The following is a 20,442-nucleotide window of genomic DNA, read 5'->3' on the forward strand; positions in this document are numbered from 1 at the left end:
GGGGAGATGGCCGGCAGGCCAGAAGGGGTCTTAACGATCAGAAGACCTTGGAGAACTGGTCGATATTCGAAGCATTGTAGACGAAGGGATCGGCCATGGCGGCTTCACCATTGTCGCCAACCTTGATCTTGCCCATGCGGCCGGCTTCGATCTCGCTGCCCGGCTTGCCGTCGGTCTCGCCCTTGACGAGGCGATAGGCGATCTGCGTCGCGGAATAGCCGAGATCGATCGGGTTCCAGATGGCGAATTCCTTCGTCGCACCCGACTTGATCGCGCCGGCCATTTCGGACGGCAGGCCGAGACCGGTGACGTAGACCTTGCCGACCAGACCCTTGTCTTCGACGACCTTGGACGCGGCGAGAACGCCGACCGTCGTTGGAGCGACGATGACCTTGATGTTCGGGTTCGCCTTCAAGAGGCCTTCGGCTTCACGATAGGACTTGTCCGAGAGATCGTCGCCATAGACTGTGGTGACGAGGTTGAGGCCCGGGAAATCCTTGAGCTGCTTCTTCATCTGGTCGATCCAGATGTTCTGGTTGGTCGAGGTGGTCGTGGCCGACAGGATGGCGAAGTCACCCTTGCCGCCGTCGAGATGGTCCTTGACGAGGGTGAGGCACATCTTGCCGATCAGCTCGTTGGAAGACGGGTTGAGCTGCAGGATGCGGCCTTCAGGTGCCACGCCGGAATCCCAGGAGATGACCTTGATGCCGCGCTGTGCAGCCTTCTTCAGCGCCGGAACGAGCGCGTCGGGATCGTTGGCCGAAACGGCGATGGCGCTGACGCCCTGGGCGATCAGCGAGTTGATGACTTCGATCTGGCCTTCGGCCGTCGTCGTCGTCGGACCGGTATAGATGACCTCAACGCCGCCGAGTTCCTTGGCGGCTTCCTGCGCGCCCTTGTTGGCGGCATCGAAGAAGCCGTTGCCGAGCGACTTGACGACGAGACCGATCTTGATGTCGGCAGCACTTGCCGTGCCGGCCATCATGGCGACGGCAAATGCCACGCCGATTGCGAGTTTCTTTGCGAGTTTCATGCTTTCATCCTCCCACTTGATTAACACTCTTCACACCTCCCCGGCGCCTTATGCGACCGACGAGGAATCCTCCTTGATTGCCTGGGCGACCGGGCTCGCGACGATGAGCCTGATGCCGGCATTCTCGATCATCCTGACGGCTTCCTCTGGAATGCCGTCATCGGTGATGATCGTAGACACACGCTCGAGCGGGCACAGAATGAGGCTCGACCGGCGATGGAACTTGCTGGAATCGGCCATGACGACCAATTCGTCGGCCTGATGCATCAGCTTCTGCTCGCTCTGGATGATCAGCGCGTCGGCTTCCATGATGCCGAGCGGGCCGATGCCCTGCGCGCCGATGAAGAAGCGGCGGGCGTAGAAATTGCGGATCGCGTCGTTGTCGAAGGGGGAGAGGATCAGGCTCTGCTCGCGATAGATCGCGCCGCCCGGCACCGTCACCGTGTTCTTCGAATGCTTGACCAGATGTTCGGCGATCGCGAAGGAATTGGTCATCACCTGCAGGCGGTGCGCCGCCATGAAATGCACCATCTGGAAGGTGGTCGTGCCGCCATTGATGATGATCGCGTCGCCCGGATCGCAAAGCTCGACGGCCTGACGGGCGATTGCGCGTTTCTTGTCGATATTAACGGATTCCGAAACGCGGAAAGGGCGCCCTGCGAGATTACCGAGCTGCGGCGGATGCACGGCTTCGGCGCCGCCGCGCACGCGCCGGATCTTGCCCTGGACATGGAGAGCCGCGATGTCGCGCCGGATCGTCGCCTCGGAAGCCTCGGTCAGTTCGGAAATATCCTGAACCGTCACGACGGACTTTTCCTGAACCGCGCTCAGAATGATGCGATGGCGTTCACGTTCGTGCATGGGGCTCCTCCTTCGATGGTTTATTTCGCACATATGCCAAAGTGTCAATCAAAAACGATCATAAATTTTCATACTGCGCTGCACAATAATCGAATTTGATCGTTTTCGATTGACAACCTCGGTTTTGATGAGCGATACCGTCAGCGAAAAGGGGCGCGAACTTTGCGCTCCGATGATGATTTCATATGGGAGGATGACATGGCGGCGAACGTCCGGCTTCTGGAAAACCGGTGGGATGATGCTTACGCGGCAGGCCTCGATGAGCCTGGCAAGCTGCTCTATCGCTCCAACCTGCTCGGCGCCGACAAGCGCATCACCAATTATGGCGGCGGCAACACCTCGGCGAAGGTGATGGAAACCGATCCGCTGACCGGCGGCAAGGTGAAGGTACTCTGGGTCAAGGGCTCGGGCGGCGACGTCGGCACGATCAAGCTCGACGGTTTCGCGACACTCTACCAGGACAAGCTGGAATCGCTGAAGGGCATCTACAAGGGTGTCGAGGACGAGGACCGTATGGTTGGCTTCCTGCCGCACTGCACCTTCAACCTGAATGCCCGCGCCGCCTCGATCGACACGCCGCTGCACGGTTTCGTGCCTTTCACCCACGTCGACCACATGCATCCCGATGCGATCATCGCGATCGCCGCATCGAAGAATTCCAGGGAATTGACGCAGCAGATTTTCGGCGACGACATCGGCTGGCTGCCGTGGCGCCGTCCGGGCTTCCAGCTCGGTCTGGACCTCGGCGCATTCGTTGCCGCAAACCCGAATGCCAAAGGCGTCGTGCTCGAAAGCCACGGCCTCTTCACCTGGGCCAACGACGCCAAGGCCTGCTACGAGCTGACGCTCGACATCATCAACAAGGCGATCGTCTGGTTTGCCGAAAAGACCGAAGGAAAGACGATTTTCGGCGGCGCGCTCACTGAGAGCCTGCCGGTCGCCGAACGCCGCGCCATCGCCGCCCGGCTGATGCCGGAGATTCGCGGCCGCATCGGCAAGCAGGAGCGCAAGCTCGGTCATTTCGACGATCAGGACGCCGTGCTCGAATTCGTCAATTCCAGCCATCTGCGCCCGCTGGGCGCGCTCGGCACCAGCTGCCCCGACCATTTCCTGCGCACCAAGATCCGCCCGCTGATCGTCAATTTCGACCCGGCCAAGCCGGATGTCGGCGCGATTATCGCCGGTCTCGACAAGGCGCTGGAGGACTACCGCGCCGACTACGCCCGCTATTATAACGACTGCAAGCATGACAATTCGCCCGCCATGCGCGACGCCAATCCCGTCATCTTCCTCTTGCCCGGCGTCGGCATGCTGTCCTTTGCCCGCGACAAGGCGACGGCCCGCATCGCCAGCGAATTCTACGTCAATGCCATCAACGTCATGCGCGGCGCCTCGACGGTCTCGGAATATCAGGGACTGCCCGAGCAGGAAGCCTTCGATATCGAATATTGGCTGCTCGAAGAGGCCAAGCTGCAGCGCATGCCGAAGCCGAAGAGCCTTGCCGGCCGCGTCGCCTTTGTCACCGGCGGCGCCGGCGGCATCGGCCGGGCGACGGCCGCGCGGCTCGTCGGCGAGGGTGCCTGCGTGGTGCTTGCCGATATCGACCAGACAGCGCTCGAAGGCACCGAAGCCGATTTCGTCAAGAGGTTCGGCGCCGACGCCGTGCGCAGCGTCCGGCTCGACGTCACCAAGGAAGATGCGGTGATCGCCTCCTTCGCGGAAGCCTGCGTCGAATTCGGCGGCATCGATATCCTCGTCTCGAATGCCGGCATTGCCTCCTCCGCGCCGATCGAATCGACCGAGCTGTCGACGTGGAACCGCAATATCGATATTCTGGCGACCGGCTATTTCCTCGTCTCGCGTGAAGCCTTCCGCCTGTTCCGCCGTCAGGCGCTCGGCGGCAACGTCATCTTCGTCGCTTCGAAAAACGGTCTGGCCGCCTCGCCGAATGCGTCTGCTTATTGCACGGCAAAGGCTGCCGAAATCCATCTTGCCCGCTGCCTGGCGCTGGAAGGCGCGGATGCCGGCATCCGCGTCAACACCGTCAATCCGGATGCGGTCCTCCGCGGTTCGAAGATCTGGAGCGGCGAATGGCGCGAGCAGCGCGCCGCCTCGTCCAAGATCGAGGTGGACGATCTCGAGGAACATTACCGCAAGCGTTCGATGCTGAAACTCAACGTGTTTCCGGAAGATATTGCCGAGGCGATCTATTTCCTCGCATCGGACCTTTCGGCAAAATCGACCGGCAACATCATCAACGTCGATGCCGGCAACGTGCAGAGTTTTACGCGCTAGAGCTATTTCCGGAGGATCACCCATATTGCGTGGACGATCCCCGGCAAATAGCCGCAGAGTGTCAGCAATATATTGAGCCAGAAATGCAGGCCGATCCCGACCTGCAGGAATACGCCAAGGGGCGGCAGGATGATCGCAAGAAGAATGCGGAGAACGTCCATCGTAGCTCCTTCGTTTGAAGACATGTAAGCGTTTGAACGCGAACCGCGCCCTATGGTTCGCGACCAGGGAGGAATAGATGACAGAATCCAGGATTGCGCCAGATCTGGTCGCGACTGATAACGACAAGCGGGCAACCGCGCTGAAAGCCGATTACGAGGCACTGGGCGCGACGCTTGCCCGTCGCGGCGTCGATATCGAGGCGGTCACGCGCCAGGTTGCGGAATTCTTCGTTGCGGTTCCCTCCTGGGGTGTGGGCACCGGCGGCACGCGTTTTGCCCGTTTCCCCGGTACCGGCGAGCCGCGCGGCATCTTCGACAAACTCGACGATTGTGCCGTCATCAACCAGCTGACGCAGGCGACCCCGAACGTCTCGCTGCATATTCCCTGGGATAAGGCAGATGCTAGCGAATTGAAGGCCAAGGGCGACGCGCTCGGCCTCGGCTTCGATGCGATGAATTCGAACACCTTTTCCGATGCGCCCGGCCAGGCCCATTCCTACAAATACGGCTCGCTCAGCCACACCGACGCGGCGACGCGGGCACAGGCGGTCGAGCACAATCTCGAATGCATCGAGATCGGCAAGGCGCTCGGCTCCAAGGCGCTGACGGTCTGGATCGGCGACGGCTCGAACTTCCCCGGCCAGAGCCATTTCACCAAGGCTTTCGAGCGTTACCTCGCCTCGATGGCGGATATCTACAAGGCGCTGCCCGACGATTGGAAGCTATTCTCAGAGCACAAGATGTACGAGCCGGCCTTCTATTCCACAATCGTCCAGGATTGGGGCACCAACTACCTGATCGCGCAGACGCTCGGCCCCAAGGCCTATTGCCTCGTCGATCTCGGCCACCATGCGCCGAACACCAATATCGAGATGATCGTCGCCCGACTGATCCAGTTCGGCAAGCTCGGCGGTTTTCACTTCAACGATTCGAAATATGGCGATGACGATCTCGACGCCGGCGCGATCGATCCCTACCGGCTGTTCCTGGTTTTCAACGAACTGGTGGACGCCGAGCAGCGCGGCGTCAACGACTTCAGCCCGGCCCATATGATCGACCAGTCGCACAACGTGACCGACCCGATCGAAAGCCTGATCAACAGCGCCAACGAAATCCGCCGCGCCTACGCGCAGGCACTGCTCGTCGACCGCAAGGCGCTCTCCGGCTACCAGGATGACAACGACGCCTTGATGGCGTCGGAAACGCTGAAGCGCGCCTATCGCGCCGATGTCGAGCCGATTCTGGCCGAAGCCCGCCGCAGGGCCGGCGGCGCGATCGACCCGATCGCCGTCTACCGCGCCAGCGGTTACCGCAGACAAGTGGCGGCCGAGCGTCCCGCCTCCGCTGCCGGCGGCGGCGGCATCATCTGAACGCCCGATTGTTTGGCATGGCCTGGACCCATGCTGATTAGGGATGATGGTTGCCGGCGGCGCAGGGGTGATGCGCTGCCGGCGGTCGCCGTTTACGGCTTCCAGGCGCCGGCGATCTGCCGGGTGGCGATGTTCAGCCGGTTCCAGACGTTGATATTGGCGATGGCGATGACCAGTGCCGCAAGGCTCCTGCCGTCATAATGCCGGGTCGCTTCATCCCAGATATCATCAGGCACCGGATCTGCCCGATCGCTAAGGCGGGTGAGCGCCTCCGCGAGCGCAAGCGCGGCGCGTTCGGCATCGCTATAATAGGGGGCGTCGCGCCAGCCAGCGACGGCAAAGAGCCGCTCATCGGTCTCGCCGTGTTTACGGGCAATGCGCCAATGGCCATCGATGCAGACGCTGCAGCCGTTGATCTGGCTGCAGCGCAGATTGACAAGTTCGAGCAGCTTTGGCGAAAGGCCGTTCTCTGCCGGCACCTTGCTGAGGGCATTGAGCGCCTGCATGGCCGCGGGAAGGACGAGGGCGGGATTTCCCATTCTCTCCTGCATGATATGTCTCCTTGATGCGTTGACTGTCTGACGATCCGCCGGCGCTGTCACATCGGCCGGGGTTCATTCGTCATGGCCTTGACGGAACGCAGCGGAGGAATGTGACACATGGACGAGAAAAAATGGCTGACTGAAGAATTCGAGGCGAACAGAGCGTATCTGAGAGCCGCAGCCTATCGCATGCTCGGCTCGCGCAGCGAGGCGGAGGATGCCGTTCAGGAGGCCTGGCTGCGGCTTGGCCGCACCGATACGACAGGGGTCGGCAATCTCGGCGGTTGGCTGACGACGGTGGTGGCGCGCATCTGCCTCGACATGCTGCGCGCCCGCAAGACCCGGCGCGAGGAGCCGCTGGAGGAGCCTGTTCATGCCGGGATCGCCGATCCGGCGAACGATCCCGAGCGCGAAGCCGCATTTGCCGATTCGGTCGGTCTGGCGCTGCTCGTCGTGCTGCAGACGCTGGCGCCCGCCGAACGTGTCGCCTTCGTGCTGCACGATATGTTCGACCTGCCCTTCGACGAGATCGCGCCGATCATCGGCCGTTCGTCCGCAGCCACCCGCCAGCTTGCCAGCCGCGCCCGCCGCCGGGTGCAGGGGGTGGACGAAGCGCCTGATGTCGATTTCGGCCGCAAGCGGACGATCGCCGAGGCCTTTCTGACGGCCTCGCGCAATGGCGATCTGGAGGGATTGATCGCGGTGCTTGCCCCTGACGTCGTCTTCCGGCCGGATGCGACGGCCGCCCGCTTCGGCACCATCGGCGAAATGCGCGGCGCAGCTCACGTGGCCGAAGCCTTCAAGGGTCGGGCGCAGGCGGCAGAAATCGCCATCGTCGACGGCGAGCTCGGATTCGTCGTGGAGATCAAGGGCCAGCTCCGCGTCGTCGCGGCGCTGACGATCGCCGACGGCAGGATCGCCGCGATCGACGCCATCGCCGATCCGGATCACCTGGCACGGCTCGACTATTCGATCCTTCGGGATTGAAAACACACGAGAATTTGCCGGATCTTCGAGATAGGCGCGCTTCGCAAGGATCGCGCCGCGGACATTTCCTGAGCGGTGCCGTCCGCGTCATTTTTCTTGACAGCGGCATCCTCGGCTTTTTTCTATTATAAAGATTTATATAGCATAACTATGGAATTTTAGACGGATGACTGAGGAGCGATCCCGGTCCGAGACTTCGAAAGGAATGCATGTCATGTCCGGCGACCAGGCGAAGAAGCCGCTTCTCCTCACCAATGTCAAACCGATGGCTTTCGGTTCTGGCCCATCAGAGGGGGCAACCGACGTTCTCGTCAATGCCGACGGCAGGATCGCCGAGATCGGTCCGTCGCTTTCCGTCTCGCAGGATGTGATGCGCATCGACGGCAAGGGCGCCTTCATTTCGCCGGGCTGGGTCGATCTGCACGTGCATATCTGGCACGGCGGCACCGATATTTCCATCCGCCCGTCCGAATGCGGCGTCGAGCGCGGCGTCACCACGCTGGTCGATGCTGGTTCGGCCGGTGAGGCGAATTTCCATGGCTTTCGGGAATATATCATCGAGCCGTCGCGCGAACGCATCAAGGCCTTCCTCAATCTCGGCTCGATCGGCCTCGTCGCCTGCAACCGCGTCGCGGAATTGCGGGATATCCGCGATATCGATCTCGACCGCATTCTCGAAGTCTATGCCGCAAACAGCGAGCACATCGTCGGCATCAAGGTGCGCGCCAGCCATGTCATCACCGGATCCTGGGGCGTCACCCCGGTCAAGCTCGGCAAGAAGATCGCCAAGATCTTGAAAGTGCCGATGATGGTGCATGTCGGCGAGCCGCCGGCGCTCTATGACGAGGTGCTGGAGATCCTCGGCCCCGGCGACGTCGTCACCCACTGCTTCAACGGCAAGGCCGGTTCGAGCATCATGGAAGACGAGGACCTCTTCAATCTTGCCGAGCGCTGCGCCTCCGAAGGCATCCGCCTCGACATCGGCCATGGCGGCGCCTCCTTCTCCTTCAAGGTCGCCGAGGCGGCGATCGCGCGCGGGCTTCTACCGTTCTCGATCTCGACCGACCTGCACGGCCATTCGATGAACTTCCCGGTCTGGGACCTGGCGACGACGATGTCGAAGCTTCTCAGCGTCGGCATGCCTTTCGACAAGGTGGTGGAAGCCGTCACCCATGCGCCGGCATGCCTTTCGACAAGGTGGTGGAAGCCGTCACCCATGCGCCGGCATCCGTCATCAAGCTGTCGATGGAGAATCGGCTTTCGGTCGGCTCGCAAGCGGAATTCACCATTTTCGATCTGGTCGATTCCGATCTCGAGGCGACGGATTCCAACGGCGACGTTTCGGTCCTCAACAAGCTGTTCGAGCCGCGCTATGCGGTGATGGGCGCCGATGCCTTCGCCGCCAGCCGCTATGTGCCGCGGGCGCGCAAGCTGGTGCGCCACAGTCATGGCTATTCCTACAGGTAGGATCCGCTGAAGGGCGCAATGCTCAGCGGTTGCGCCAGCCCATCAGCTTTTCGATCCGTTCCGCTGAACTGCGCACATGGGCCGTATAGTGGTTCTCGTCGGAAAACGCCTTCTGTTCCGGCAGCACGATGGAAATGGTGGCGACGCACTGGCCGTCGCGATCGCAGATCGGCGAGGCGATGCAGGCAACCGCATAATCCGATTCCCCTGCCTGGATCGACAGGCGCGATTCGAAGGCCTTGCCGGCGGCTTCCGACAGCGTGCCCGGATCGATCTCGGCACGGCCGGTCGGTGAAGAGCGGGCACAGCGCTTGAACAGTTCGATGCGCTCCTCCTCGGCCAGGTGGCCGACGAGCAGGCGGCCGGAGGCCGTCCAGTTCAGCGGTACCCTTGTGCCGACGCGGGACGCCACCTGAAAATGGCTCGGGCCGTCGGCCATGGCGAGCACCAGCATATAGTCGCCGTCGCGGCCGCAGACCTGCACGGTTTCGCCGGCCTGGCGGCAGAGATCGTGCATTTCGTGGGTAGCGATGCTCATGAAATCGAGCGACCTGGCATAGGCAAGGCCGTAATGGTAGAGCCGCGCGCCGAGCCAGATCGAGCCGTCGGCCTGGCGTGTCAGCATGTTTTTCTCGACGAGATCGTCGACGATCACGTAAACGGTCGAAAGCGGCGCCTTCACCGCCTTGGCGATGGCATAGACGCCGGCAGGCGATCCGGTCTCGTAAAGATGATCGATCACCTGAAGCGCCCGGTCGATACCGCTGACACGCGCGCGGCGCGCGCCCTTGCCAGCAGCCTCGTCGGCAACGCCCTCGTCTTCGGAGTAAACCGCGGGGGATGTCTTTCCGTCCAATTCCACGCACCTCATGAAAAACGCCATTATGTTACATTACTATGGCATAGCCGTCGTAGAGGCAAATCGCAACAGAAGATAGCCAAGGAATCTTGGCGAACCTTACGATCGCTGACACCAGGCGGCTTGACCGCGATCTTTTCGACGTGCTGCCAGCCAGCGCTGCGCGTCGTCTGTTTGCTTTCGATCATGCAGGCGGTGACCGGAGCCGATGTAGCGATGTAGGGAATCAGTAGCGATCGGTGTCGCGCATGTCGCGAATAAAATTCGTGGAATCAATGGGTTCGGACGACGGCCTCATTAAGGCGGTCATTGCCTTCAGCCGCTCGACGTCGATCGGACTTTTGCGCGTCTTCACGGGCACGAGCCGCGCCACCGGCTTGCCATGCCGCAATATCTCGACGGTCTCGCCGGCTTCGACGCGATTGAGCAACTCGCTGAGATGGGCTTTTGCCGCCGCCAGGGTGACACTTGCCATGATGCATCCTCGAGGACCGACCAATTTTGGTCATTTTGCTCGAAAAGCCATTCCGCCGCAACACCGCTGGAACAACAAGCCCTACTCCGAGTTTGACCCCCTAAACCCAGGAGGTCACGATGCCAAATTATCCCACACCGCCTTTCCCATCCCAGAAGCAGCCGATGCCGGGTTTCACGGCACAGATGGACCCCGTTCCCGACCATGGCGAAAAGAGCTATCGCGGTTCCGAGCGGCTGAAGGGCAAGCGGGCGATCATCACCGGCGGCGATAGCGGCATTGGCCGGGCTGTGGCAATCGCCTATGCTCGCGAAGGTGCCGATCTGGTGCTCTCCTATCTCGACGAGGATGAGGACGCCGATGAGACGAAACGGCTCGTCGAGCAGGCCGGACGCAAGGCTATCCTCGTCAGCGGGGACATCCAGGATCCTGCCCATTGCAGACAGATCGTCGAGACGGCGGTCAAGGAGCTCGGTGGTATCGACATTCTCGTCAACAACGCCGCGCATCAGGCGAGTTTCAAGAGCATCGACGAGATCAGCGATGAAGAGTGGGAACTGACCTTCAAGGTCAATATCCATGCGATGTTCTACCTGACCAAGGCAGCCGTCGCCCACATGAAGCCCGGCAGCGCCATCATCAACACGGCCTCGATCAATTCCGACAACCCGAACCCGACGCTGCTTGCCTATGCGACAACCAAGGGCGCCATCCAGAATTTCACCGCCGGTCTTGCGCAGCTTTTGGCCGAGAAAGGCATTCGCGCCAATGCGGTGGCGCCAGGGCCGATCTGGACGCCGCTCATCCCTTCGACGCTGCCTGAAGACAGCGTCAGCAACTTCGGCAAGCAGGTGCCGATGAAACGGCCGGGACAGCCCGCCGAGCTTGCGACAGCCTATGTGATGCTGGCCGATCCCTTGTCGAGCTATGTCTCCGGCACGACAATCGCGGTGACCGGCGGCAAGCCGATCCTCTAAAGCGCGCAATTCCGTTGGACGCTTTTGCGCGACATGCTTAAAGCGACAAGGGCCGCCGTCTGGTTGTGACGGCAGCCCTTGACGGGGGCAGGGAGAGATCCCCAAGCTGTTTAGGCGGCGTCTTCAGCCGAAGCAGGGCACTGCCGGCAGATTGGCGCGGCTTGCGAGCGCTCCGATCATATTGCCCACAGATGTCGAGCGCGGTTCGCGTTTGCGGGCGGCCGTCTCCAGGAGCTGCTTGAAGTCTTCAAGCTTCACGCCGTCGGCGCGCAACACCATGGCAATCAGGGGGTCGCGAAGGGCTTCGGATATCGTCAGGTCATCTCTGGTCTTTGTCATGGTTGTCCTCCTTTCGTGGGCGGTCGCCCGTGTTCCACTTTCCGCTGCCATGCCCTCGGCATTGACTTTCGCGTTTCGTGGTGTTACCGGTAAGTAACAATGCATTTGTTACCGATCGGTCACATTGATGTCAAGGACTACGTCCGCAAAAAAATCAGAAACTTCGAATGAAATCCCCGCTGCCGTTCCAGAAGATCGCATCCCGCCGCGGGAGCGTATCGTCTCGACCGCCTCGGAGCTTTTCCGCGAGCGCGGCATCCGCGGCATCGGCGTTGATGCCATTGCCGACGCGGCTCTGACCAACAAGATGACGCTCTACCGGCATTTCGGCTCGAAGGACGAGCTCGTGTGCGAGACGCTTCGCCGCGCCTCCGAAAAGGCGGGTGCCATCTGGCGCGATCTGGAATCGGCCTATCCTGACAATCCGCGCGCCCAGCTGGACGCCTGGGTGGAACTGCGGGCGCAATGTCTGAACGGCGAGCCCGCCGGCTGCGATCTCGCCAATGCCGCCATCGAGCTGAAGGGCGAGGGCCATCCGGCCCACGAAATGATCGAGCGGCACAAGGCCGAACAGCGTGATCGCCTGGCCGCGCTCTGTTCGGCGGCCGGCGCGCGCGAACCCCAGCTTCTTGCCGATACATTGACGCTGCTGCTCGAGGGCGCACGCGTCAGCCGCCAGGCCATGGGCGCTGCCGGCTGCTGCGGTCATTTCGCCAAGGCCTGCCACGCGGCGATCGCTTCTTTCGCCTGACCGCCGCAAGTGTGTGGGAGGGGAACCTTACCGCTTCCATGCCGTTTTCACACTAACCCGAGGGCGATGTGGAGGCAGGGAGATGAACTACGTCTATCTCAAACGCCTGTATGCCAAACGCGCCGAGCTCGAAGCCAAGCTGGAACTCCATGATGCGCGCTATTGTTTCGGCGAGGAAGAGGTCGATGACGGCACCGACAGCGATCTGCGTCAGCGGCTGAGAGAAATTTCCGAGGAAATTGCTACGCTGGAAAGCAACTCGGCTAATCGCTGGCGCTGAGAATCTCCGTCGTCCGTTCGTCGAACTTTCCCTGATAGAAATGCTCGATCGCTCGGTGGAAAGGCGAGCCATGCTCGCTGATCGCGGCAAATAATGTCATCGATGAGCGCAGCTTCAGATCGTCGGGCGAGCCGAGAATCTCGTGCGCGGACCGGCCGTCCACCGACAGAATCGTCTCGACGCAGCGCAGCAGCCGACTTGAGAGAATGGGATCGGCGAGATAGGCCGCGGCCTCCTCGGCCGAGCGGATCGCGTATTTTTCCGCTATCGGCGAGGTGCCGAGACCGGCGATTTGCGGGAAGATGAACCACATCCAGTGGGACGTCTTGCGTCCAGCCTCCAGCTCGGAGAGCGCCCGCTCATAGACGCCGTTCTGGGCGTCGATGAAGCGGTGAAGCTTGTAGTCGATGTCACCGGCCATGGTCCTTTCCCTTTTCCTGCTGTCGATGCAGCCTTGCCCAAGGTTTCCATGCCCGGCGATCTACAGCGCCGCGCGTCTTTCAGACGCGCAAAGGACGCTGTAGCACTTTGAATGACTGCATAATTTTATCCTTAAATCGGTTCCGATTTAAGGAATTATGCACTGGTTTTGCGATCAGCAGACCCTCTCAGCGTAGGGGCTGCTATCGCGGCAATGGCCGTAGGCCGGATGCGGCGGCATGGTATCGCCGGCCGGCGCGGCAATAGCCGATGTCGTCACCGGATCCGTATTGCCGGAAGAATATGCGGCAAAACCCGCAAAGCTCAAGAGAACCAGCGCTCCGACCACGACAATGCGCTCGAAGGCCGAAAGTTTCTGGGCGCTGACATGATCTACATAATCGCGCTCGCCTAAACCGGCGTTTTCGTCCTCTTTTACATGGAGGGTCACCATATCCTGGCGACGGCTTAAAGTTTCACAATCTGTCATTTTAATTACTCCTGCAACACATGCGGAGCCGGGTTCTCAGAGCAAACTCTCACCCTCGTGCCGAACCGGCTTCGCATGCGAGCAGCATGTGTGTCTTCGATCGTGGCAATTGAAGGGGCGATATTCAAACTCAGTGTTCAAAAAATCGTACCAATAAATGCAAAATATCGTGAAGCTCTGGTTCACCGGAATGATCCGGGGTAGTTCAGACAGGCACATCTCTCTTCTGGATAGTCCCATGAGCAAATCCTTCGGCGCGATGTCGGTCGCGCAGCTTTCCGTCCTCATTCAAGGTGGCGCGGCCGATCCGGTCGAGGTGGCCGAGACGGTCTTCGATTCCATCGCGAATTATGCCGACAAGGCGGTCTTCACCACACTGCTCGAAAGCCGGGCGATGGAGGAGGCGCGCGCCTCCTCGATACGTCTGCGGGAAGGGCGCTCGCTTGGATTGCTGGACGGCATTCCGATCGCCTGGAAGGATCTCTTTGACATTGAAGGCCTTCCGACGACGGCGGGTTCCGTCGTTCTGGCAAAGGATGTGCCGGCCAAGCGCGATGCGGCTGTCGTCGCTTTGCTCAGACAGGCGGGCATGGTCGCCGTCGGACGCACCAATATGAGCGAGTTCGCCTTTTCCGGCCTCGGCATCAATCCGCATTACGGCACGCCGGCAAATCCGCGTGGCACCGATCTCCCGCGCATTCCGGGCGGCTCATCCTCCGGCGCCGGTGTCGCCGTTGCGGCCGGGCTGGTGCCGGTCGCCATGGGCACCGATACCGGCGGCTCGGTGCGTATTCCCGCCGCCTTCAACGGTATCGTCGGTTACAAGGCGACGCGCGGCCGCCACGCAATGGCAGGCGTCTATCCGCTGGCAAAGAGCCTGGATTCGCTGGGACCGCTCTGCCGTAGCGTCGGGGACGCGGTCTGGATCGACGCGGCAATGCGCGGCCTGACGGCGCCCGATGTCGCCACGCATTCCCTGCAGGGGCTGGAACTCGTCGTGCCTGAAAATATCGTCTTCGATGGCGCTGAAGCCGGTGTCGTCGCTGCGTTCGAGGCAGCTTTGGGACGTCTTCAAAAGGCCGGCGCCAAGGTTGCCCGCACCGTCATCCCCGCCTTCGACGAAATATTCGAGCTGATGACGAGATATGGTCCGCTGGTCACGGCGGAAGCTTTCGCGCTTCATCAGGAACACTTGGCGGGAGCGGACGCGGACAGGATGGACCACCGTGTCGTCATGCGCACCCGTCTCGGAAGCAAGACGACTCTGCCCGATTACCTCAAAATCCTCGAGGCGCGCAGCCGCCTGATCGCCGATGTCGAGCGCCTCGTCGGCGACCGGCTGATCGCCTTTCCGACCGTCGCCCATGTCGCTCCGCCGATCGGGCCGCTGGAGCAGGATGACGAGCTGTTCTTCGCGACGAATAACAAGACGTTGCGCAACACCGCACTCGGCAATTTCCTCGACTGGTGCGGCGTTTCCATTCCCTGCGGCACGGGCGAGGCTGGCATGCCTGTTGGACTGCTGCTTTCGGCCACCGCCCATCGCGATGAGGCGCTGCTGGGGATTGCCCTTGCGGCCGAGGCGGTCATCCGCGGTGATTTTGCCTGAATTGGCAATTGAACCGCCGGGATTTAGTTGCCATTGATGGCATGAGGAGATCCCGGAGGAAAGCACGTGCAGGTTTTACAAAACGGACGTTTCGCGGTTTCGACATGGTCGCTGCATCGGCTGCTTGGCGCCGTTCATGCCTATAGTCCCGATCCCGACAAAAGTGCCGCGCCGAAAGAGCCCTATGGCCCCGGTGCCGCGGCGCTGATCGACGTCCCGGCGGCGCTTGCGGCACGCGGCGTCAACCGGCTGGAGGTCTGTTCCTTCCATCTGCCGAGCCTCGACGCCGCCTATATAAGCGAATTGCGCGATGCGATGGCGGCCTCGAATGTGCTGTTCCAGACGCTGCTCGTCGAGGACGGCGATCCGAGCCATCCGGAGACTGCGGAACGCGACGTCAAATGGATGGCGGAGTGGATCAATATTGCCGCAGCCCTCGGGGCTGAGAGGATGCGCGTCATTGCCGGCAAGCAGAAACCGACGGAGGAAAACCTTACCCGTGCCGCCCGCCATCTGAACTGGCTGGCCGAAAAGGCCCAAGGCAGCGGCGTGCGTGTCGTCGTAGAGAACTGGTTCGACCTGCTGCCGTCGCCCGTCGAAATGAACTGGCTGCTGGACCGGCTGGACGGCAAAGTCGGCCTCAACGGCGACCTCGGCAACTGGGCGGCGCCGGCGAAATATCAGGGCCTTGCCGACATCATGGGCCGGGCGGAAATCTGCCATGCCAAGGCCGATTATGGCGTTGCCAGCCTCGATGCCGAGGATTACCGCAGGTGCCTGGAGATGTGCGAGAAGGCCGGTTACGACGGTCCCTTCACGCTGATCTACGACTCGCCCTTCTTCCCTGACGAATGGGACGGCATCCTGCTGCAAAAGGCCTTCATCGAGGATTTCCTGCGCGAGGCGCCGACGCGCAAGTCGGCTTAAATCAGAAACACCTCTCGCTCATTTCTAGAGCATGATGCCGAAAAGTGTGAGCGGTTTTCGGACGACATCATGCTCTAAACATATAATATAGAACAGGATTCAGATTTTAGTCCGACCCGGCCTAAAATCATCCTGTTCTAGCGTGGGAACCTCTGGTTTTCCTCCAGCACGTTCAGATCCATGTGGTTGCGCATGTAGCGTTCCGAGGCTTTCTGCAGCGGCTGGTAGTCCCATGGGTAATAGGCCCCGTTGCGGAGTGCCGCATAGACCACCCAGCGGCGCGCCTGGCTTTCGCGCACGGCGGCGTCGAAATCGGCAAGATTCCAGCGTCGGCCGGCCTGTTCGACAAGCCTTGCCAAGATCTCGGCATGCGCCGGGTCGGTCGCCAGATTGTCGATCTCCTGCGGATCGGCCTCGAGATTAAACAGCATCGGCGGATCCTTCTCGCAGAGCGAGAGCTTGTATCGCCCATCCCTCAGGCAGACGAGCGGCGCTTCGGAACCTTCCGCAGCATATTCCATCGGCACGGGGCTGCGGCTGCCGGTGCCTTCGGCCAGCGCTGCCAGATCCTCACCCTCGGTCCAGGGCTTCAGCGAGGCGATATCAATCCCGGCAAGACCGGCGAGCGTCGGCGTGACGTCGAGCGTGGAGACGGGCTGATCGATCTGCTGAGGCGTCCAGCCGGGGGCTGCGATCATCAGCGGAACACGGGCCGAACCTTCGAAGAAGTTCATCTTGAACCAAAGGCCGCGGTCGCCGAGCATGTCGCCGTGGTCGGAAGCGAAGAGGATGATCGTATTTTCCGCCATGTGGCTCCGTTCCAGGACGCCGAGGATTTCGCCGATCTTCTCGTCGACATAGGAAATATTGGCGAAATAGCCCCGTCTTGCCCGCCTGATCTGCTCGCGGTCTATCTCGAAAGCCCCGTGATCGCAGGCCTTCATCAGGCGTTGCGAGTGCGGGTCCTGCCGATCGAAGGCAATCGGGGCAATTGCCGGATCCAGTGCCGGGCAATCCTCATAGAGGTCCCAGAATTTGCGGCGCGCGACATAAGGATCGTGCGGATGGGTAAAGCTGACGGTCAGGCACCAGGGGCGCTCGTCGTGACCGCGCGAGAGATCGAACAGCTTGCGGCCGGCGTGATAGGCGACCTCGTCGTCATATTCCATCTGGTTGGTGATCTCGGCAACTCCGGCGCCGGTGACCGAACCGAGATTGTGATACCACCAGTCTATGCGTTCGCCCGGCTTGCTATAGTCCGGCGTCCAGCCGAAATCGGCCGGGTAGATGTCCGTCGTCAGGCGCTCCTCGAAGCCATGCAATTGGTCGGGGCCGACGAAGTGCATCTTGCCGGAAAGCGCCGTCTGGTATCCGGCAGCGCGCAGATGATGCGCATAGGTCGGAATGTCAGAGGCAAATTCCGCCGCATTGTCATAGACGCGGGTTCGGCTCGGCAATTGCCCGGACATGAAGGAGGCCCGCGCCGGTGCGCAGAGCGGGCTTGCCGTATAGGCGTTGGTGAAACGCGCGGAACGCTCCGCCAGTGATTTCAGATGCGGCGCATGCAGGAAATCGGCAGGACCATCGGGAAAGAAAGTGCCGTTCAACTGATCGACCATCAGGATGAGGATATTCGGACGCGTCATGTGAAATTGTCTCCTGTGGTCTCAAAGGCCGGGGAAGGCATTGCTGGAAGGGGAACCCCTTCACTATTTGCAGATCTTATCAAAGCCAGTATCATCGTGCCTGTAAAGCAGGCTTTTTTCGATGGTTGCCAAAAGGAATTTTTATGCCAGATCGCCCGCCTGAGCTGGGATGGATACGCATCTTCGCGGAGGTCGCAAGGCTCGGCAGCTTTTCGGCCGCGGCGGCAGGTCTCGGCCTTACGCAGCCTGCCGTCAGTTATCAGATCCGGCGGCTGGAAGAGCAGTTCGGCGTTGCCCTGCTGCGCCGGCTGCATCGCGGCGTCGAGTTGACCGCGGAGGGAGAACGGCTTTTCCAGGTCGCGGCCAAAACGGTCGGTGACATCGATGCCCTGGCGCGCAGTTTCCGCACCGAGGCTCAAAGGCCGGTCGTCAGACTGAGAACCGACTATGCCTTTTCAGCGCTTTGGCTGATCCCGCGCATGCACGGCTTTCGCCTGCTTCACCCTGAAACGGATATACAGATCGTCGCGACCCAGAGGCTTGAGCCCGGCTTTCGTGACGACGCAGATGTGGTGGTGGTTTTCGGCACAAAGGCTGAATTCGGCGCTATCGGATCGCTTCTGCTGAGGGAAAAGGTGGTGCCGGTCTGCACGCGAGGCTTTCTCGATCGCAACGGCCCATTCGACGATCCGCAGCAGCTTGCCAAGGCGATCTTGATCCACCTCGATTCACCGATGCCATCGCCCTGGTTCGATTGGCGAAGTTATTTTGCCGAATTCTCCGTTACTCGCGATCTCCATGCCGGCCGCGGCGATATCAGCTTCAACACCTACTCGCTGGTCGTCCAGGCTGCTCTCAGCGAACAGGGCGTGGCGATCGGCTGGATGGGTCTGGTCGATACGCTTCTCTCCACACATATGCTGGTGGAAGCCGGGCCGGCGCTCGAGGCCTGGGACCGCGGTTATTGGCTGATACCGCCGCGATCGGCAAATGTTGATAGCGAGAGGCTCAGCACCTGGCTGGTGGATGAAGTCGGCAGGACATGACATTCGGACCGAGGCTGGCGCGTCATCGCATCCGGAATATGTTGGCGCTCAGGAGAGAAGCCTTGTCATGACCGATGCCGATCGACATTGTGGCATCGATTCATCGGAAAGGGCCGAAGCATGTGGCGAACCGTCGGATACGTCGTTGGAGTGCTCATGATCCTCCTGGGGCTGATCTGGATCGCCCAGGGAAGCGGCTATTTTCCCTATCCCGCATCCAGTTTCATGATCAACCAAAGCATCTGGGCTCTCTGGGGAGGCATCATGGCTATCGCTGGGCTCGCCGTGACAATCATTATTTCACGACTGCGCCGGAGAGGATGAGCCGGCAACCCGTGTATGGCTTTGAGGGAATTCGACATTCAGGAGTTCCTCGAGCAGAAATGTCTGGCCCCTGGCGGCCTGTGGGATTGAGGAGAATGGCATGAGCGCAGCTGAAATCGACGGCTTTGCGGACCGGATCAGGCACCGGGGCGGCATGATTTCCGCCTGGATCGGTATTCCCGACGCCACGCTCGCCAACCACCTGGCGCAGGAGGCCTTCGACACAATCGTGCTGGATATGCAGCACGGCATGTGGGACATGCCCTCGGCAGCGAACGCCGTGGCCCAGGTGCGGCTTGCCGGCAAGCCGGCGCTGGCGCGCATACCGGTCGGTGATTTCGCGTCCGCCTCGCGCCTGCTCGATGCCGGCGCCTCCGGCATCATCGCGCCGATGATCAATTCGGCCGAAGACGCGCAGGCCTTCGTCAAGACCACGAAATACCCGCCTCTCGGCGAACGCAGCTGGGGACCGTCGCTGGCGCTCAACCATACAGGCCTGTCGGCCGATGATTATCTGAAGAACGCCAATGCGCTGACCGTCGCCATCGCCATGGTCGAGACCCGGGCAGCACTCGAGGCGATCGACGGCATCCTCGGCGTTACCGGTATCGATGGGATCTTCATCGGCCCCTCCGATCTTTCGATCGCACTCTCGAACGGCGACCAGGTGGCGCCGAACGCCGCCGAGATCGACAGCGCCATGCAGCATGCAGTTTCGCGCTGCCGCGCCCACGGCAAATTCGCCTGTGCCTTCGCCGCCGACGGCGAGCGGGCCGGCGAACTGCTGAAATTCGGCTTCGATCTGGTCATTGCAGGCGCCGAGACAGCGCAACTGCGCTCCGGCGCCCGCCGCGCCATCAATGCCGCCCGCAGGATCGCTTCTGCTTGAGCGTCATCTCACCGGCTTGACCGCCAGCCAGATGACGTGACGGGCGCCGCCGCGTTTGCCGTTGGCGCGGGTATTGATCGCGTCGACGGCAAAACCGCTGCCCTTGAGGCGCCGCGTGAAATCGGCGTCCGGACCGGACGACCAGACGGCGAGCACGCCGCCGGGGCGCAAGGCGTCGCGAGCGGTGCGAAGGCCGGCAAAATCATAGAGCCGGTCGTTGGATTTGCGGGTGAGGCCATCAGGGCCGTTATCGACATCGAGCAGAATGGCGTCATAGGCAGCCTTGCCGGCGCGGATCGCTTCGCCGACATCGCCCTGATGGATGCCGACCCGCGGATCGTCGAGACAGCCCTTGAAGACCTCGGCCATCGGCCCGCGAGCCCAGGCGACAACGGCCGGCACCAGCTCGGCGACGGTGACGCCGGCATCTTCGGGAAGAACGGCGAGAGCGGCGCGCAGGGTAAAACCCATGCCGAGCCCGCCGATCAAGATCCTTGGCTTCGGGTGCGCCTTGATCCGATCCCAGGAAAGGGTCGCCAGCGCTTCCTCCGAGCCGCTGAGACGGCTGTTCATCAGCTCGTTGGCGCCAAGCATGATCGAGAACTCGCTGCCGCGCTGCTTCAGCCGCAATTCGCCGGTTTCACCGGGAATGGTCGCGGAATCGAGCTGGATCCAGGGCAGCATGACGGCTTCG

Annotated in this window: 22 protein-coding genes and 1 pseudogene; 12 read left to right on the forward strand and 11 right to left on the reverse strand. The window is 61.5% G+C overall.

The features are described 5' to 3' along the window. Window positions 1-37 precede the first annotated feature (37 nt). Complete coding sequence (gene rhaS, locus V8P77_RS09910) at window positions 38-1,033, reverse strand: rhamnose ABC transporter substrate-binding protein (protein WP_026265566.1); 996 nt, start codon at window positions 1,031-1,033, stop codon at window positions 38-40. 48 nt (window positions 1,034-1,081) lie between these two features. Further along, the gene (locus tag V8P77_RS09915) at window positions 1,082-1,894 is read right to left on the reverse strand and encodes a DeoR/GlpR family DNA-binding transcription regulator (RefSeq protein WP_011655152.1); all 813 of its coding nucleotides are present in this window, start codon (window positions 1,892-1,894) and stop codon (window positions 1,082-1,084) included. A gap of 198 nt (window positions 1,895-2,092) precedes the next feature. Between V8P77_RS09915 and V8P77_RS09920 the strand changes: the two genes are divergently transcribed. After that, entirely contained in the window at window positions 2,093-4,189 is a 2,097-nt protein-coding gene (locus tag V8P77_RS09920; protein ID WP_335912124.1) for a bifunctional rhamnulose-1-phosphate aldolase/short-chain dehydrogenase, read from the forward strand. 2 nt (window positions 4,190-4,191) lie between these two features. On the opposite strand, the gene V8P77_RS09925 is transcribed toward V8P77_RS09920, so the two are convergent. Beyond that, window positions 4,192-4,350, reverse strand: coding sequence for a YqaE/Pmp3 family membrane protein (locus V8P77_RS09925; RefSeq protein WP_032991071.1), 159 nt, complete (start codon window positions 4,348-4,350; stop codon window positions 4,192-4,194). A 77-nt stretch (window positions 4,351-4,427) separates the two neighbouring features. Between V8P77_RS09925 and rhaI the strand changes: the two genes are divergently transcribed. Further along, window positions 4,428-5,720 carry an L-rhamnose catabolism isomerase gene (rhaI, locus tag V8P77_RS09930; protein ID WP_335912126.1) on the forward strand — a complete coding sequence of 431 codons (1,293 nt, stop codon included), beginning with the start codon at window positions 4,428-4,430 and terminating at the stop codon, window positions 5,718-5,720. 92 nt (window positions 5,721-5,812) lie between these two features. On the opposite strand, the gene V8P77_RS09935 is transcribed toward rhaI, so the two are convergent. Continuing rightward, window positions 5,813-6,271, reverse strand: coding sequence for a carboxymuconolactone decarboxylase family protein (locus tag V8P77_RS09935; protein ID WP_335912128.1), 459 nt, complete (start codon window positions 6,269-6,271; stop codon window positions 5,813-5,815). 108 nt (window positions 6,272-6,379) lie between these two features. Between V8P77_RS09935 and V8P77_RS09940 the strand changes: the two genes are divergently transcribed. Continuing rightward, on the forward strand, window positions 6,380-7,249 hold the full coding sequence (locus V8P77_RS09940) for a sigma-70 family RNA polymerase sigma factor (RefSeq protein ID WP_335912130.1): 870 nt from the start codon (window positions 6,380-6,382) through the stop codon (window positions 7,247-7,249). 214 nt (window positions 7,250-7,463) lie between these two features. Then, window positions 7,464-8,716: pseudogene (locus tag V8P77_RS09945) on the forward strand (amidohydrolase/deacetylase family metallohydrolase). Between the two features lie 22 nt (window positions 8,717-8,738). Here V8P77_RS09945 and V8P77_RS09950 read toward each other — a convergent pair. Further along, complete coding sequence (locus V8P77_RS09950; protein WP_335912131.1) at window positions 8,739-9,587, reverse strand: IclR family transcriptional regulator; 849 nt, start codon at window positions 9,585-9,587, stop codon at window positions 8,739-8,741. 214 nt (window positions 9,588-9,801) lie between these two features. Next, entirely contained in the window at window positions 9,802-10,050 is a 249-nt protein-coding gene (locus V8P77_RS09955) for a type II toxin-antitoxin system Phd/YefM family antitoxin (RefSeq protein WP_335912133.1), read from the reverse strand. A 119-nt stretch (window positions 10,051-10,169) separates the two neighbouring features. Between V8P77_RS09955 and V8P77_RS09960 the strand changes: the two genes are divergently transcribed. After that, window positions 10,170-11,027 carry an SDR family oxidoreductase gene (locus V8P77_RS09960; protein WP_335912135.1) on the forward strand — a complete coding sequence of 286 codons (858 nt, stop codon included), beginning with the start codon at window positions 10,170-10,172 and terminating at the stop codon, window positions 11,025-11,027. A 123-nt stretch (window positions 11,028-11,150) separates the two neighbouring features. Here V8P77_RS09960 and V8P77_RS09965 read toward each other — a convergent pair whose 3' ends face one another. Next, complete coding sequence (locus V8P77_RS09965) at window positions 11,151-11,366, reverse strand: hypothetical protein (protein WP_025397489.1); 216 nt, start codon at window positions 11,364-11,366, stop codon at window positions 11,151-11,153. A 127-nt stretch (window positions 11,367-11,493) separates the two neighbouring features. Between V8P77_RS09965 and V8P77_RS09970 the strand changes: the two genes are divergently transcribed. Next, complete coding sequence (locus V8P77_RS09970) at window positions 11,494-12,117, forward strand: TetR/AcrR family transcriptional regulator (RefSeq protein WP_094088656.1); 624 nt, start codon at window positions 11,494-11,496, stop codon at window positions 12,115-12,117. Between the two features lie 82 nt (window positions 12,118-12,199). Further along, a complete protein-coding gene (locus tag V8P77_RS09975) occupies window positions 12,200-12,397 on the forward strand; it encodes a DASH complex subunit DAD2 (protein WP_335912140.1) in 198 nt (65 codons plus the stop codon). On the opposite strand, the gene V8P77_RS09980 is transcribed toward V8P77_RS09975, so the two are convergent. Together V8P77_RS09980 and V8P77_RS09985 are read right to left on the reverse strand one after the other, a co-directional pair. Continuing rightward, on the reverse strand, window positions 12,381-12,818 hold the full coding sequence (locus V8P77_RS09980) for a DUF1810 domain-containing protein (protein ID WP_335912142.1): 438 nt from the start codon (window positions 12,816-12,818) through the stop codon (window positions 12,381-12,383). The two genes, V8P77_RS09975 and V8P77_RS09980, sit on opposite strands and share 17 nt — an antisense overlap. Window positions 12,819-12,992: 174 nt before the next feature. Further along, on the reverse strand, window positions 12,993-13,271 hold the full coding sequence (locus V8P77_RS09985; protein WP_335912218.1) for a hypothetical protein: 279 nt from the start codon (window positions 13,269-13,271) through the stop codon (window positions 12,993-12,995). A 274-nt stretch (window positions 13,272-13,545) separates the two neighbouring features. Between V8P77_RS09985 and V8P77_RS09990 the strand changes: the two genes are divergently transcribed. Together V8P77_RS09990 and V8P77_RS09995 are read left to right on the forward strand one after the other, a co-directional pair. Continuing rightward, the gene (locus tag V8P77_RS09990) at window positions 13,546-14,916 is read left to right on the forward strand and encodes an amidase (RefSeq protein WP_335912143.1); all 1,371 of its coding nucleotides are present in this window, start codon (window positions 13,546-13,548) and stop codon (window positions 14,914-14,916) included. Window positions 14,917-14,982: 66 nt separating this feature from the next. Beyond that, on the forward strand, window positions 14,983-15,843 hold the full coding sequence (locus V8P77_RS09995) for a sugar phosphate isomerase/epimerase family protein (protein WP_335912145.1): 861 nt from the start codon (window positions 14,983-14,985) through the stop codon (window positions 15,841-15,843). Between the two features lie 137 nt (window positions 15,844-15,980). Here V8P77_RS09995 and betC read toward each other — a convergent pair whose 3' ends face one another. Beyond that, the gene (gene betC, locus V8P77_RS10000; protein ID WP_335912147.1) at window positions 15,981-17,489 is read right to left on the reverse strand and encodes a choline-sulfatase; all 1,509 of its coding nucleotides are present in this window, start codon (window positions 17,487-17,489) and stop codon (window positions 15,981-15,983) included. 143 nt (window positions 17,490-17,632) lie between these two features. On the opposite strand from betC, the gene V8P77_RS10005 reads away from it, so the two are divergent. From V8P77_RS10005 to V8P77_RS10015, 3 genes are all read left to right on the forward strand, one after another. Further along, window positions 17,633-18,535: a choline sulfate utilization transcriptional regulator gene (locus tag V8P77_RS10005; RefSeq protein WP_335912148.1), complete on the forward strand. Its 903-nt coding sequence runs from the start codon at window positions 17,633-17,635 to the stop codon at window positions 18,533-18,535. A 120-nt stretch (window positions 18,536-18,655) separates the two neighbouring features. Next, complete coding sequence (locus tag V8P77_RS10010; protein ID WP_335912150.1) at window positions 18,656-18,859, forward strand: hypothetical protein; 204 nt, start codon at window positions 18,656-18,658, stop codon at window positions 18,857-18,859. Window positions 18,860-18,959: 100 nt separating this feature from the next. Beyond that, window positions 18,960-19,748, forward strand: a complete 789-nt coding sequence (locus V8P77_RS10015) for an HpcH/HpaI aldolase family protein (RefSeq protein WP_335912151.1) — start codon at window positions 18,960-18,962, stop codon at window positions 19,746-19,748. Between the two features lie 3 nt (window positions 19,749-19,751). Here V8P77_RS10015 and V8P77_RS10020 read toward each other — a convergent pair whose 3' ends face one another. Next, window positions 19,752-20,432 carry a spermidine synthase gene (locus tag V8P77_RS10020; RefSeq protein ID WP_335912153.1) on the reverse strand — a complete coding sequence of 227 codons (681 nt, stop codon included), beginning with the start codon at window positions 20,430-20,432 and terminating at the stop codon, window positions 19,752-19,754. Window positions 20,433-20,442 lie beyond the last annotated feature (10 nt).

Source organism: Rhizobium aouanii (assembly GCF_037002925.1).
Taxonomy (GTDB): Bacteria; Pseudomonadota; Alphaproteobacteria; order Rhizobiales; family Rhizobiaceae; genus Rhizobium; species Rhizobium aouanii.

Excerpts from the sequence above, each read along its gene's own strand:
- rhaS (WP_026265566.1), bottom strand. The coding sequence starts at position 1,033 with ATGAAACTCGCAAAGAAACTCGCAATCGGCGTGGCATTTGCCGTCGCC.
- V8P77_RS10015 (WP_335912151.1), top strand. The coding sequence starts at position 18,960 with ATGAGCGCAGCTGAAATCGACGGCTTTGCGGACCGGATCAGGCACCGG.
- V8P77_RS09990 (WP_335912143.1), top strand. The coding sequence starts at position 13,546 with ATGAGCAAATCCTTCGGCGCGATGTCGGTCGCGCAGCTTTCCGTCCTC.
- rhaI (WP_335912126.1), top strand. The coding sequence starts at position 4,428 with ATGACAGAATCCAGGATTGCGCCAGATCTGGTCGCGACTGATAACGAC.
- V8P77_RS09960 (WP_335912135.1), top strand. The coding sequence starts at position 10,170 with ATGCCAAATTATCCCACACCGCCTTTCCCATCCCAGAAGCAGCCGATG.
- V8P77_RS09915 (WP_011655152.1), bottom strand. The coding sequence starts at position 1,894 with ATGCACGAACGTGAACGCCATCGCATCATTCTGAGCGCGGTTCAGGAA.
- V8P77_RS09935 (WP_335912128.1), bottom strand. The coding sequence starts at position 6,271 with ATGCAGGAGAGAATGGGAAATCCCGCCCTCGTCCTTCCCGCGGCCATG.
- V8P77_RS09950 (WP_335912131.1), bottom strand. The coding sequence starts at position 9,587 with ATGAGGTGCGTGGAATTGGACGGAAAGACATCCCCCGCGGTTTACTCC.
- V8P77_RS09975 (WP_335912140.1), top strand. The coding sequence starts at position 12,200 with ATGAACTACGTCTATCTCAAACGCCTGTATGCCAAACGCGCCGAGCTC.
- betC (WP_335912147.1), bottom strand. The coding sequence starts at position 17,489 with ATGACGCGTCCGAATATCCTCATCCTGATGGTCGATCAGTTGAACGGC.
- V8P77_RS09985 (WP_335912218.1), bottom strand. The coding sequence starts at position 13,271 with ATGGTGACCCTCCATGTAAAAGAGGACGAAAACGCCGGTTTAGGCGAG.
- V8P77_RS09965 (WP_025397489.1), bottom strand. The coding sequence starts at position 11,366 with ATGACAAAGACCAGAGATGACCTGACGATATCCGAAGCCCTTCGCGAC.
- V8P77_RS09955 (WP_335912133.1), bottom strand. The coding sequence starts at position 10,050 with ATGGCAAGTGTCACCCTGGCGGCGGCAAAAGCCCATCTCAGCGAGTTG.
- V8P77_RS09980 (WP_335912142.1), bottom strand. The coding sequence starts at position 12,818 with ATGGCCGGTGACATCGACTACAAGCTTCACCGCTTCATCGACGCCCAG.
- V8P77_RS09920 (WP_335912124.1), top strand. The coding sequence starts at position 2,093 with ATGGCGGCGAACGTCCGGCTTCTGGAAAACCGGTGGGATGATGCTTAC.
- V8P77_RS09925 (WP_032991071.1), bottom strand. The coding sequence starts at position 4,350 with ATGGACGTTCTCCGCATTCTTCTTGCGATCATCCTGCCGCCCCTTGGC.
- V8P77_RS10005 (WP_335912148.1), top strand. The coding sequence starts at position 17,633 with ATGCCAGATCGCCCGCCTGAGCTGGGATGGATACGCATCTTCGCGGAG.
- V8P77_RS09940 (WP_335912130.1), top strand. The coding sequence starts at position 6,380 with ATGGACGAGAAAAAATGGCTGACTGAAGAATTCGAGGCGAACAGAGCG.
- V8P77_RS10010 (WP_335912150.1), top strand. The coding sequence starts at position 18,656 with ATGTGGCGAACCGTCGGATACGTCGTTGGAGTGCTCATGATCCTCCTG.
- V8P77_RS09970 (WP_094088656.1), top strand. The coding sequence starts at position 11,494 with ATGTCAAGGACTACGTCCGCAAAAAAATCAGAAACTTCGAATGAAATC.
- V8P77_RS10020 (WP_335912153.1), bottom strand. The coding sequence starts at position 20,432 with ATGCTGCCCTGGATCCAGCTCGATTCCGCGACCATTCCCGGTGAAACC.